Origin of the sequence: Streptomyces sp. NBC_01294, assembly GCF_035917235.1 — a bacterium.
GTDB lineage: Bacteria > Actinomycetota > Actinomycetes > Streptomycetales > Streptomycetaceae > Streptomyces > Streptomyces caledonius.
The window spans coordinates 2,647,377-2,659,887 of sequence record NZ_CP108423.1 but is presented as its reverse complement, the minus strand read 5'-3'; the positions used below and the strand labels follow the sequence as shown (position 1 = coordinate 2,659,887).

The window sequence follows — 12,511 nt, the reverse complement described above, 5'->3', positions numbered from 1 at the left end:
TCCAGGCGGGCAGCCGCAGCAGCCGCGCCCGGTGCCTCGACCCCGGTCGCCGCCCGGAGCGCGGTCCCTGCCCGGACCCCGGTCGCGGCCGCTGCCCCGACCTCATGGCCGTACGGGGGCGGGACCCGGCCCGCGGCTCGCCGGGCCCTGCGACTGCGCGGGCACCCGTACGATCTGCTCGCGCGTCGGCAGCATGGTGCGCTGCTTCTCGTCCCAGGACCAGGCGGTGATCAGCTCGTAGCCGTGGTTGCCGCTGGGCACCCGCAGGATCACGTCCCGCCCGGCCAGTTCCACCGAGATGACGGTCTCCGTCGTCGCCATGATCCGGTTGAGCCGCCCGTCCGGGTCCGCCGTGTACACCCGTACCGACATCATCTTGTCCGGGAACTCGATGCCGACGATCAGCTCGTCCTTGCCGTTGCCCGTGAGGTCCCGGTAGTACGGAGCCAGCACCGGGCACGATCCGGGCTCCGTGCCGTCCTTCCCGCACGCCTTGATCGCGGCCGCCGTCTCGGCGGGCATCCCGTCCGCGCCGGACACGGCGTTCGGATGGGCCCGCAGCTCCGCCTTGACGAGGGCCACCGGGTCGACGTCGTGCACGTTCTGGTGCTGGACGGGCGGGATCCCCTTCACGTACTCGGGCGGGGCGCCGCCCGGATCGGCGGGCGGTACGGTCGCCCCCGGGCGATCGGGCCACAGGTGTACGGGGCCGCTCGCTGTCGGGGTGGAGCCGGCGGCGACCAGCCCGCCGGTGTCCCCGCAGCCCGCCAGCAACGGCACGATCGGCAGCAGGGCGAGGGCGGGCAGACCGTAGAGCGCGGCCACACGGAAGCGAAACGTGCGAAGCCTGTTCACAGCCACCCCCCTGTGCCCTTCTGTCCGCGCCACGACGGCGACGACCGATCACGCCCACCATATGCGGGCGACCCTCCCCTTTTGCCCGTGTAGGCGGCGCCGAGGACATCGAGGACGTAGAGGACGTCGAAGGCGCTGCGGGCGCTGCGGGCGTTGAAGGCTTCGAGGGCCGGGGCCGGGGCCGGGGCCGGGGGCGGGGGCGGGGGCGGGGTCGGGGCGCCGAGGTGTCAGCTGTCCGTGCGTCCTCGCCGCAGCATCGCGAAACCGAGCCCGGCGGCGCCGACCGCCGCGATGCCGCCGCCGGCCGCGAGCAGCAGCACGCCCTCGCCCGGCCCGTCCGCCAGCGTGCTCAGGCGTCGCCCGGCCGCAGACTCGGCGGTGAGGGCGCGGGTGTCGCCGGCCGCCGCCTTCTGCGGAGCCGAGGCGGGGACCACCTGCCCGCTGCGGGTGCCGGTCTTGTGCCCGTCGCCCGCGACGGCGTGGCCGCCGCCCTGCGCCGGGACGTCGCCCACCCAGGAGGTCAGCCGCCCGGTGGAGTCCAGCGCGGCGTGCAGGTCCCCGGTGCCGCCGAAGGCGGTGACCCCGTCACGGCTGATCAGCGTGGCGGCCTTGGTGCCGTCCGCGGTCAGGATCTCGGCCTGGTACCCGCCCTTGGCCGTCCGGTAGACGTGCGCCGTGGAGACCCCGTCCGCGAGGGAGAGGCTCTTGACCAGCGTCCGCTTCGGGGCCGAGGAGTGCGCGGACGAGGCCGCCGGCACCCCCTCGGCCAGCGCGGCGGCGGTGGGCAGCGCCAGCAGGCTTCCGGCACATGCGGTCACGGCGGCGGCGCGAACGAGAGTGCGGCGGCTGACGGTGCTCACGGGAAGTCCTTCGGTGCGGGTCAGGGCCTGGTGTGCCCAGGTGGCACCAACCTAGGCGCCGGCCGTTGCGGCCGAGCCCCGGACGTGTAACAGCGGAGTCGCAACGTTCCGTCGGAGTCGTTACACGACCGAGGGATTGCCGTGTGGCGCCCCGGCTGCTCCCATGGACGGCGGGGGTGAGGGCGATGCGCGGACTCAAGGTACTGCCGAGCGGCCGGCCCGGCCGCGGCCGGCTGTACGTCAACCTGCCCGACGGGCAGGCGGTGGCCTGGTACGACCGGCAGGCCAACCGGATCAGCGTTCTCGCGGACGATCACCGCGAGGCGATCCTGGCGGTGCTGCGCCCGTACTTGAGCGGGACCGTCTCGATCGGCCCGCCCCCGGTCCCGACCCCCGCCGACCTGCGGCGCCTCGCCCTGCCGCCGGACACCGACCTGGCCCCGAACCGCCCCGGGGAGACCCTGTTGGGCGAGCTGGAACACGCCCCGGCGGGCACCCGGGCCCGGCACCGGCTGCGCCAGGACCTGGCCGCGCAGCAGCGGATCGGCGACGCCTTCGATGCCCTGGAGCCGGAAGGCTGGCGGATCCTGCACTGCGTCCCGCTCCCGGGGCTGGGCCGGATAGACCACCTGCTCATCGGCCCGCCCGGGATCTTCTGCGTCCGCACGGTCCCGGGCCGCCGTCAGCGCGCGGTGGTCGGCGACCTGCTGCTGACGGTCGGCCGCGCGGAACCCCGCCCGGACCCCCGCTGGATCCGCCGCGCGGCGGCCCGCGCCACCTTGGCGCTGACCGCCAAGGTCACCCCGGCCCTGGCGGTGGTCGACGCCTCCCGCCTCGAAACGGCCCCCACCGTCCGCGACATCCGCATCCTCCAGCCCCCGACGGCCACCCCGAACCTCACGTCGTCCCCCACCACCCTCAAACCCCCGGACGTGGAAGCCCTGTTCGCGGAGGCCCGGGACGCGAGAACCTGGCTGGAGACCCCCTAACATCCACCCCCGGCCGCCCGGCCAACCAGCCGAGCCCGCCCGGCCATCCAGCCCCGGCCGCTCCACCCTCCAGCCCCGCCGGCGTTTGAGGCGTGCTGTACAAGCCCCGGCCGCCCCACCTCCAGCCCCGCCGGCGTTTGAGGCGCGGGGTCCGGGGCGGAGCCCCGGTTTCGGGAAGGGGCGGGCAGGGGAAGCGGAAGGCGCCGCAGGCCCCACCCGCTCAACTCTCCCCGTTTCAGGCGGAGGACCGCTTCCGCGGCGTCGCCGACGCCTTCTTCGCCGCCGCACCCGTCTTCTTCGCGGCCGCGGTCGCGGACGTGGACTTCGCCGTCGCCGCTGACTTCGCCGTGGACTTGGTCGCTGCCGAAGTGGACTTGGTGGCCGCCGACTTGCCCGTAGTGGCCTTCTTCTTCGTCGCGGCCGACGCCGCCGGCTTCTTGGCCGAAGTCGCCGTCGACTTCTTCCCGCCCACCGCCTTCGGCGCAGCCGCACCCGCAGCCGGCCTCGTACCCGCTGCCGCCCTCGTACCCGCCCCCGCCCCCTTCCGCCGGATCGGCGTCACCTCGGCCTCGCCCCCGCCCCCGCCCTCCCCGGAGACCGCCGCCTCCCCCCGCGAAGCCTTCGCCGCCCGCACGCTCTTCTCCAGCGCCGCCATCAGGTCGATCACCTGGCCCCCGGCCGGCTCCACCACGGCCTCGGACGGCTCGAACGCGCCACCCGCCTTCGCCGCGATCATCACCTCCACGGCCTCCCGGTAGTCGTCGTGCAGCGAGGTCATCTCCACCTCGCCCAGCGTCGCCATCAGCGCGTCCGCCAGGTCCAGTTCGGCATCCCGCACCGACACCTCGACGTCCGGCGCCACCCCCTCCGGCGCCCGGATCTCGTCCGGCCACAACAGCCCGTGCATCGCGATCACGTCGTCGACGACCCGCAGCATGCCGAGCCGCTCCCGCCCCCGCAGCGCGTACTTGGCGATCGCGACCTTCCGGCTCCGCTTCAGCGCCTCCCGCAGCAGCGTGTACGGCTTCGCCGCCGTCGCCCCGTTCGCCGCGAGGTAGTACGCCGCGTCCATCTGCAGCGGATCGATCTCGTCCGCCGGTACGAACGACATGATCTCGATCGTCTTGGCGGTCGCCAGCGGCAGCTGCGCCAGGTCGTCATCCGTGATGGGGATGATCGACCCGTCGGCCTCCTCGTACCCCTTGCCGATCTCGGCGGTCGGCACCTCCTCGCCGTCCAGCTCGCACACCTTGCGGTAGCGGACCCGCCCGCCGTCGGCGAGGTGGATCTGGCGGAAGGAGATCGAGTGGCTCTCGGTCGCGTTCACGAGCTTGATCGGAATGCTGACCAGGCCGAAGGAGATCGCGCCGTTCCAGATGGATCGCATAGCCCGGTTCCTCCCGTTTCATGGCAGTCTCATCGTATGACGCCGATCACCATGGTGGAGGGCCGTCGCATCGCGCTCAGCAATCTCGACAAGGTCCTGTACCCGGAGACCGGCTTCACCAAGGGCGAGGTGCTGCACTACTACGCCACCGTCGCGGACTTCCTCCTCCCGCACATCCACAACCGCCCGGTGTCCTTCCTGCGCTATCCCGACGGCCCGGACGGCCAGCTCTTCTTCACGAAGAATCCGCCGCCCGGCACACCCGCCTGGGTGACGACCACCGCCGTGCCCCGCTCCGGCGAACCCTCCGCCGAACAGGTCGTCGTCGCCGACCTGCCCTCCCTCATGTGGGCGGCCAACCTCGTCGTCGAGTTCCACACCCCCCAGTGGCCGGCCGGCAGCCCCGCCGTCGCCGACCGCCTGATCATCGACCTCGACCCCGGCCCGCCCGCCACCGTCGTCGAGTGCTGCGCCGCCGCGCACTGGCTGCGGGACCGGCTCGCCGCCGACGGCCTGCACGCGTACGCCAAGACCTCCGGCTCCAAGGGCATACACCTGGCCGTGCCGCTGGAGCCGACCGCGTCCGCACGCGTGTCCGCGTACGCGAAGCTGCTCGCCCAGGAGGCCGAGCGCGAGCTCCCCGACCTGGTGGTGCACCGCATGGCCAAGGCCCTGCGCCCCGGCAAGGTCTTCGTCGACCACAGCCAGAACGCCGCCGCCAAGACCACCGCCGCCCCCTACACGCTGCGCGCGCGGGCCCGCCCGACCGTGTCCGCGCCCGTCTCCTGGGAGGAGGTCGAGGCCTGCCGGACCCCCGACGACCTGGTCTTCCTCGCCGACGACATCGCGCCGCGCCTCGCCCGCGACGGCGACCTCTTCGGCCCGCTGACGGACCCCGACCTCGCGGGGAGACTGCCCGGGAGGCAGCGGTGATCCAGGTCGCGCTCGCCGCAGCCGTACGCACCCTGCCGCGCGGGGCGGGACTGGCGTACGAGCCGAAGTTCGACGGCCACCGCCTCGTCGTCGTCCGCTCGGAGACCGATGTGACCCTGCAAGCACGCTCCGGCCGGATCGTGACCAGCGCCTTCCCCGATCTGGCCGCGGCCGCCCTGCAGTTGCCCGCCGGGACGGTCCTCGACGGGGAGGTGGTCGTCTGGCACGCGGGCCGCACGGACTTCGCGCTGGTGCAGCGGCGGGCGGCGGCCACCGCGGCCCGCGCCGCCGTGCTCGCGCAGAGCCTGCCGGCCTCGTACGCCGCCTTCGACGTACTGGAACTGGCCGGGCTCGACCTGCGCACCCGCCCGTACGAGCGCCGCCGGGCGCTCCTGGTCGACCTCCTCCTGCCGCTGGGCCCGCCGCTCCAGCCGGTACCGATGACGACCGACCAGGAGCTGGCGGCCCTCTGGTACGAGACCCTGCCCGCCAGCGGCATCGAGGGCCTGGTCGTGAAACGGCTGGACCAGAGCTATCCGGCGGGGCGGCGCGGCTGGCAGAAGCTGCGGCACACGGACGTCCGGGACGCGGCGGTCGTCGGCCACACCGGCACCCCGCGCCGGCCGGTCGCCCTGGTGCTCGTGCTGCCGGTCGGGGACGAGACCCCGCTGGTGTCGAGCCCGCTGACGGCGGCGCTGCGCGCCGAGGTGGCGGCGGAGCTGGCCGCGCGCCGGGCGCCCTCCCCACCCACGGCGACGATCACCGCCATCGGGCTGGGGGAGGTCCCCTTCCACCCCCTCGACCCGCCCCTCACAGCGGAGGTCCGGCACACCTCGACCCGGCACCCGCCGCCGGAGGTGCTCCGGCTGCGAACGGACCTCTGACCCGCGCGGGAGGCACGGGCCAGAGGCCGGATGGGTCGCTGTTCGGGGCCGGGGGGAGGATCGGCCGGCGGGCCGACGGGCCGTGGGGTCGGCGGGCCGGTGGTCAGGAGTGCGCGCCGCGCCCCGCGTCCGGGGGCGCCCCGGGCTGCGGGTGCGGGCCGGGCCCCTCGACGTGCTTGTACCCGGACTCGCGCTCGGCCCGGACCTCGTCCGGATGGGTGGAGGTGGTGGACCCGAAGTTTCCGTACCCCTGCATCTCGTGCGGCCTCAGCCCGCCCTCGGGGATCTCCACCTGGTCCCGCTCCTCGCGGACCTCGTAGACGGCCCCGCCGTTCGGCAGGTGCGGCTGGTCCTCGGCGGCGGGCGGCGGCGGCTCCTTCGCCCGGACCCGCTGCCCCAGCTTGAAGCCGCCGAGCAGCAGGCCGATGACGGCCAGTCCGGCGAACAGGAACCACGCGATATCGGTGAGGATCGCGTCCACGCTCAGGATCGTGTCCATGTCGCCCATTTTTGCGCATTAAGTCACGATCTGCGCATTCCCGCCCCCGTCCCCTTGCCCCGCCCGGCCGGCAAGCCGGTCGGACGACCTGTGGGCAACGGCCTCACCCGCATCCGCATCGTCGGGCACCCAGCGCAGTACATCGCCGGGCTGGCAGTCGAGCGTGCGGCAGATCGCGTCGAGCGTGGTGAACCGGACCGCCTTCGCGCGGCCGTTCTTCAGTACCGCGACGTTGGCGGGGCTGATGCCGACGGCGGCGGCGAACTCTGCGACCGAAAGCTTGCGTTTGGCGAGCTGCACGTCGAGATCGACGATGATGGCCATCAGACCACCTCGGCGAGTTCGTTCTTCATGTTGTTCGCCTTGCGCAGCAGATTGCGCATGATGACGATGAGCATGACCAGGCAGGCCCCGATGCCGGTGGTCGCGGTCGCGCCGGCCAAGGCGCTGATGAGCTCCATCCCGTCATCGGGGGAGGGGATGCCGGCCAGCATCAGGTGGCAGGTGACGGCGAGGGCCAGCAGCGTCGCCGCAATGGTGGAGCCGATGATGGTGTCGACCCACCGGAAGGCTGCCGACGAGAAGATCGCATCACGCTCGATCATGGTGAGCAGCCTCCACGCCGCAGCGAGGACGACCTGGAAGCAGGCGACCCCTGCTATGGCAGCCACCGTGTAGGGCAAGGCGTACGGGGCGTACGGGGGGAAGCGGTCGACCTCGTCGGCTGCCGTGGTGGGGATGACGACGAGCTGACCGAAGAGGCCGAAGAGGATCGCCATGGCGATGCCACCGCGCAGCACGGTGATGAAGAAGCGATGCATATATCGATAATCGATTGATAGCTATCGATAGTCAATGGGTCGGTGCGGAGGTTCCGCATGCCTGCGCCGCGTAGGCGGGCAGGGGGCAGGGGGCAGGGGGCAGGAGCGCAGAGCCCGCCCGCTCCGCCCGGACGGCAGTCGCGGTCGCCGGCCGAGCGAGCGGGGCGTGTCGTTCCCGTGAGCGAGCCCGTGCTCCCCTCAACCTCGCGGCCCTCCACATCTGGGCCGCAAGGTGACCTCCAGGAAACGGCCTGGTCGGCCAGTTGGCGGGCTGCGGCCTCGCGGACCGGGGGCGCGGCGCACCGACCCGGCGGCCGATCCAGGGGTCCCGACCACCGACGCCCGGCCGATCCACGGGCGCTGACCCGCTGACCCGCTGACTCGCTGATCCGCTGATCCGCCGACGGCCGAACCGGTCAGCGGAATCGCTGAAGGCGTCGTGAGGGTGCAGCAGGTGCAGCAGGTGCAGGGGGGCTGCCGCAGGGGCCCGACCGGTCTTACGGGACCGGCTTACGCGGCCGCTCTCACGGGTTGAGAGGCCCCTCCGCATCCCGCAGCGCGCCCGCCTTGCGCGCCCCCAGCACCCCCAGGATCTCGGCGCAGATCGCGAGCGCGGTCTCCGCCGGGGTACGGGCGCCGAGGTCCAGCCCGATCGGCCCGTGCACGAGCGCCAGCTGGGCCTCGCTCACGCCCGCGCCGATCAACCCCTCCCGCCGCCGCGCAGTCGTACGGCGCGACCCGAGCGCGCCGACGTACGGGACCCCCGCGGCCAGCGCGTCCCGCAGCGTCGGTACGTCGAACTCCTCGTCGTGGCTCAGCATGACCACGCACGCGGCGTCCCGGCGCGCCTCGATCACCTGGGCCGCTTCCTCCCGGCCGGTGACCAGCACGGCCTCCCAGCCCAGCAGCAGCGCCTGCCGCTCGATGATCTCGGCCAGCTCACCGCCGCCGCCGATGACCACGTACGGGGCCGACGGGTACGCCTCGACCAGCACCAGCCCGGAGTCCCCGTACAGCGCGTCGCGCCCGGGCCGCCGGACGGCCAGCAGTTCCCCGGCCCGCCGCCCGGCCTCATCACGTACCGCATCGGTGGCCCGTACGACCTCACTGGTGGCCTGATCGGCGGTCTCGTTCAGCCGGGTCACCAACGCCACCCCGACCCCTTCGTCGAGCAGCTCCCACCACTCGGCGGGGATCGCCGCGAGCGGCTGGATCAGTACCTCGGCCTGCCCGCCGCACGTCAGCTTCGCCGCCTCGGCCTCCGGCCCGCGCACGGACACCTCGCACACCCGCGCCGTGCCCCCGGAAACCCCGCCGGCCGCGGCCCCCATGGCCCCGATGGCCCCGACCTCGGCGATCAGCTCGGCGTCGAAGACGCCCCGGTACAGGGCGCCGACACACTCCCCCCGCGCATCGACGAGTACCGCCCCGGCCGGATCCCGGGGCCCGAACCCCTGCTCGGTCACGGGCCGGGCCAGATACCCCGCCCGCCCCTCGGCCAGCCACTGCCGCGCCGTCTCCACCAGTTCACGCATCCGCCGCCCCATCCTTCTGCGAGCCACTCCCCGCAAAGCACCAGGTCAACGGCACAATGCGGCCTGTGTGACCACCCTAGTCACGCCCCTTACCCCTACCCACCCCCCAAAACCCACAGACCCGGCGCCACCTCCCTCGTACGGACCACCGGAATACCGCCGTCGCGGACACGACGGAGAATCGAGTGGAGGGAGCGACCGTGGTGCGCGGACGCCGCCGGAACCACCGCGGCGCAGCGGAAAGGGAACCGACCGAACCGTGAAGACCTGTGGGCGCACCTTCCAGTCCTTGTCGGTGCGCAACTTCCGGCTGTTCGTCTTCGGACAGCTCCTGTCGGTGACGTGTACCTGGATGATGGTCATCGCCCAGGACTGGCTGGTACTGGAACTGTCGGGGGATTCGGCGACGGCGCTGGGTGTCGTGACGGCGATGCAGTTCACGCCCGTACTCCTGCTGACCCTGTACGGGGGGCGGCTGGCCGACCGCTACGACAAACGGCGCATCCTGCTGCTCGCGAACCTGGCGTCGGGGTTCCTCGCGCTCGCGCTGGGACTGTGGCTGCTCATCGGGGACGTGCGGCTGTGGCACATCTGGCTCTTCGCGCTCGCCCTCGGCACCGTGAACTCGGTGGAGGCGCCCACCCGCATCTCCTTCGTGAGCGAGATGGTGGGCCCCGAGCTGCTGCCCAACGCGTCGGCGATGAGCGCGGCGTACTTCAACGTCGCCCGCGTCGTCGGGCCGGCGATCGCGGGCTTCCTCATCGCCCGCCTCGATGTGGCGGCGGTCGTCCTGATCAACGCCGTCAGCTACCTGGGGACGGTGGTGAGCGTCGCGCTGATGCGGCCGTCGGAACTCCACCGGGCGGCCGTGCGGCCGCGCAAGGCCGGGGTCGTCGACGGCCTGCGCTACATCGGCGGGCGCCCCGACCTCATCCTGCCGATGGCGCTGGTCGGCGTACTCGGCCTGGTCGGCTTCAACTTCCAGCTCACCCTTCCCCTCCTGGCCAAGACGGAGTTCCACACCGACTCGACCGCCTTCGGGCTGCTGAGCAGCTCACTGGCGGCGGGCTCCCTGCTGGCGGCCTTCGTGACCACCGCCCGGCGCGGGCGGCCGACGGCGCTCGTGGTGACCGGCTCGGCGCTGGCGTTCGGAGCCCTGGAAGCCGTCACGGGCCTCGCCCCGACCCTGCCCGCGGCCTGCGTGCTCCTCGCCCTGACGGGCTTCGCGATGATGTACTTCGCCCAGGCCTCCAACCACCGCGTCCAGCTCGGCTCGGACCCCGCCTACCGGGGCCGCGTGATGGCCCTCTACACGCTGATCTTCCAGGGCACGACCCCCCTGGCGGCCCTCTTGACCGGCCTCCTCTCGGAACACTGGGGCCCGCGCTGGGCCCTGTACACGGGCGGCCTGATCTCCCTGACAGCAGCAGCCGCCACCCTCCCCCTGAGCCGCCGCAGTCGCCGCCGCCGCGCCGCCCAGCCCCCGACCGCCCCGAACGTCCCTGCCCATCCCGGAAGTTCCCGCCGGCCCAACCCCCGCAGGACCCCGATGTCGTAGCGTTGTCAGCCAGTTCATGGCGGCATGATGCCAACGGCGCGGGCCGGTCAGCGCCTTAATCCGGAGTGCCCCCGGCAGGATTCGAACCTGCGCACACGGCTCCGGAGGCCGGATCGTACCCAGGTGTTTGCCCAGGTCAGGCACCTTGCTGATGGGTTGTCGGGCTTGCCGTCCCACGCATGTCCCGCGATTCGGAAATGCGCTGAATGTCACAGAATCTGAAGGGTGTGGGCCTCGGTGGCTGAGGCGCCGGCGCGCGGGTTCCTTCCCCTCCGTCTCGGCGGGGCTGCCGACGAGGACGTCAGAAGCGAGCTAGAGTCTAAGTAAGATTCAATCTACGTAATATCGAACCTGCGTTTAATGAGTGCTGGGGATGGGCGCTGATGGAGTTCAAGGGCAGGTCTGCCGACCTGGATCAGCTGGCTCGGCAGCTGGGCCTGGTGGTCGGCGGTACGCGGGCCACGCGTGGTCAGGCTGTGGTCGTGACGGGCCGACGCCGGGTGGGGAAGTCTCGTCTGGTCCAGGAGTTCTGCGACCGTTCCGGGCTTCCGTACGTGGTCTTCCAGGCGACCCGGGGACGCAACGCGGTGGCCGAGCGGGCGGACTTCGCCGCGACGCTGGCGCATTCCGCTCTTCCCGGGGCTGAGCTGGTGGCCGGGCTGCAGGCCGCCGACTGGAACCAGGCACTGCGTTCCCTCGCAGTCGCGATTCCAGACGATGCCCCGAGCATTGCGGTGGTCGACGAGGTGCCGTGGCTGGTCGAACAGGACGGGGAGTTCGAGGGGGCGCTGCAGACGGTCTGGGACCGGCACTTGTCCGCCAAGCCCGTCCTGTTGATCCTGGTCGGCAGTGACATGTCGGTGATGGAGGCGCTGCAGTCCTATGGCCGCCCCTTCTTCGGCCGGGCGGCCAAGATGACCGTGCAGCCGCTGCATCTGGCCGATGTGCAGGCGATGACCGGCCTTGACGCGGCGGAAGCGGTGGACGCGCTGCTGATCACCGGAGGGTTCCCGGAGATCGTTCAGTCCTGGAGCCCGGGGATGGGCCGCAGAGACTTCCTGCGCGAGGCTGTGTCCAACCCGCTTGCGCCGCTGTTGGTGGCGGGCGAACTGTCGCTGCTGGGGGAGTTTCCCGAGGCGTCCCACTCACGCGCGATCCTGGAAGCGGTCGGCAGCGGCGAGCGGACCTTCTCCACCATTGCCGCACAAGCCGGTGGTGCCGGCGCGCTGCCCTCGGGCACGCTGTCTCCGCTGCTGAACACGCTGCTGGCCAAGCGAGTACTGGCCGCTGACCTGCCGCTCTCGGTCAAGGCGGACAGCAAGAACAAGCGCTATCGCATCGCCGATCCGTATCTTCGGTTCTGGCTGGCTTTCCTGCAGCGCGCTATCCCGCTCATCGAGCGCGGTCGCGGTGATCTGGCGCTGGAGCGCATCGAGCGGTCGTGGACGACCTGGCGGGGCCGGGCCGTCGAGCCGGTCGTCCGCGAGTCGCTGCTGCGGCTGCTGCCCGACGAGATGTGGCCGCAGACGGAGGCGGTCGGGGGCTGGTGGAACCGGCAGAACAACCCGGAGATCGACCTGATCGGAGCCGACCGCGAACCCGTTGCGGGGCAGGTCCAGTTCATCGGCTCGGTGAAGTGGCTGGAGTCGCAGCCGTTCGGCCGACGTGAGTACGACGCCCTGGTGCGGGACATGCTCGCCGTGCCCGGTGCCGAGCCGGACACGGCGCTGGTGGCGGTGTCCCGTTGCGGTGTCGAGGCCGGTCTGCCTCTTGCGGCGCACTGGGGTCCGGAAGACCTTGTTCGTGCCTGGCGGTAGTCAGGGAACCGCCAAGGTGATCATGGTGACGGAACCGACCTCGGACGCCCTGTGGCAGTAGGCATCGACCGTCCTCTGAGAACCTTCCGAGCATCGAAGCCCATGCACGAGGCGGTGTACGCGCTGTCCAGCGCTGCGTCTGGCTCCACCACCCGGGATCAGCGCCGTCGCGTGACGCCGCCTGCCGAGGGCGTCGGTGCCCGGTCTGCGCGATGCCGGTTGACTGGCGCCTGTCCCATGCGGCGGTGAGAGCGCCTCGTCGGCTTCCCGAGCCCGGCGTGCGGACGCGCGATGCCGGGGAGGGAGGCTCTTCGCCATCCGGGAGCCGATCGCGTGGGCGAGGGTGAGCGGAAGCAGCCGGGGCGGCGCCGGC

The 12,511-nt window shown here is 72.5% G+C and carries 12 protein-coding genes; 5 read left to right on the top strand and 7 right to left on the bottom strand.

The annotated features are described in order from the left end of the window. Positions 1-102 precede the first annotated feature (102 nt). The gene (locus OG534_RS11685; protein ID WP_326588021.1) at positions 103-855 is read right to left on the bottom strand and encodes a hypothetical protein; all 753 of its coding nucleotides are present in this window, start codon (positions 853-855) and stop codon (positions 103-105) included. A 227-nt stretch (positions 856-1,082) separates the two neighbouring features. After that, on the bottom strand, positions 1,083-1,715 hold the full coding sequence (locus OG534_RS11680; RefSeq protein ID WP_326588020.1) for a hypothetical protein: 633 nt from the start codon (positions 1,713-1,715) through the stop codon (positions 1,083-1,085). 185 nt (positions 1,716-1,900) lie between these two features. Here OG534_RS11680 and OG534_RS11675 point away from each other — a divergent pair, with 185 nt between their 5' ends. After that, a complete protein-coding gene (locus OG534_RS11675; protein WP_326588019.1) occupies positions 1,901-2,704 on the top strand; it encodes a nuclease-related domain-containing protein in 804 nt (267 codons plus the stop codon). Between the two features lie 235 nt (positions 2,705-2,939). Here OG534_RS11675 and ku read toward each other — a convergent pair whose 3' ends face one another. Beyond that, on the bottom strand, positions 2,940-4,091 hold the full coding sequence (ku, locus tag OG534_RS11670) for a non-homologous end joining protein Ku (RefSeq protein WP_326588018.1): 1,152 nt from the start codon (positions 4,089-4,091) through the stop codon (positions 2,940-2,942). Between the two features lie 36 nt (positions 4,092-4,127). Here ku and ligD point away from each other — a divergent pair, with 36 nt between their 5' ends. Further along, on the top strand, positions 4,128-5,024 hold the full coding sequence (gene ligD / locus OG534_RS11665; protein WP_326588017.1) for a non-homologous end-joining DNA ligase: 897 nt from the start codon (positions 4,128-4,130) through the stop codon (positions 5,022-5,024). Then, on the top strand, positions 5,024-5,908 hold the full coding sequence (locus OG534_RS11660) for an ATP-dependent DNA ligase (protein ID WP_326593561.1): 885 nt from the start codon (positions 5,024-5,026) through the stop codon (positions 5,906-5,908). The genes ligD and OG534_RS11660 overlap by 1 nt, the downstream gene beginning before the upstream one ends. A 103-nt stretch (positions 5,909-6,011) precedes the next feature. On the opposite strand, the gene OG534_RS11655 is transcribed toward OG534_RS11660, so the two are convergent. The 4 genes from OG534_RS11655 to OG534_RS11640 all read right to left on the bottom strand — a co-directional run bounded on the left by OG534_RS11655 (position 6,012) and on the right by OG534_RS11640 (position 8,763). Beyond that, a complete protein-coding gene (locus OG534_RS11655) occupies positions 6,012-6,407 on the bottom strand; it encodes a DUF6479 family protein (RefSeq protein WP_326588016.1) in 396 nt (131 codons plus the stop codon). An 18-nt stretch (positions 6,408-6,425) separates the two neighbouring features. After that, positions 6,426-6,731, bottom strand: coding sequence for a helix-turn-helix domain-containing protein (locus OG534_RS11650; RefSeq protein ID WP_326588015.1), 306 nt, complete (start codon positions 6,729-6,731; stop codon positions 6,426-6,428). Then, entirely contained in the window at positions 6,731-7,228 is a 498-nt protein-coding gene (locus OG534_RS11645; protein WP_326588014.1) for a DUF2975 domain-containing protein, read from the bottom strand. Before OG534_RS11645 ends, OG534_RS11650 begins: the two co-directional genes overlap by 1 nt. 524 nt (positions 7,229-7,752) lie before the next feature. After that, on the bottom strand, positions 7,753-8,763 hold the full coding sequence (locus OG534_RS11640) for an XdhC family protein (protein ID WP_326588013.1): 1,011 nt from the start codon (positions 8,761-8,763) through the stop codon (positions 7,753-7,755). A gap of 259 nt (positions 8,764-9,022) precedes the next feature. On the opposite strand from OG534_RS11640, the gene OG534_RS11635 reads away from it, so the two are divergent. Then, complete coding sequence (locus tag OG534_RS11635; protein WP_326588012.1) at positions 9,023-10,321, top strand: MFS transporter; 1,299 nt, start codon at positions 9,023-9,025, stop codon at positions 10,319-10,321. Between the two features lie 383 nt (positions 10,322-10,704). Then, a complete protein-coding gene (locus OG534_RS11630) occupies positions 10,705-12,138 on the top strand; it encodes an ATP-binding protein (RefSeq protein WP_326588011.1) in 1,434 nt (477 codons plus the stop codon). The last annotated feature ends 373 nt before the right edge of the window (positions 12,139-12,511 follow it).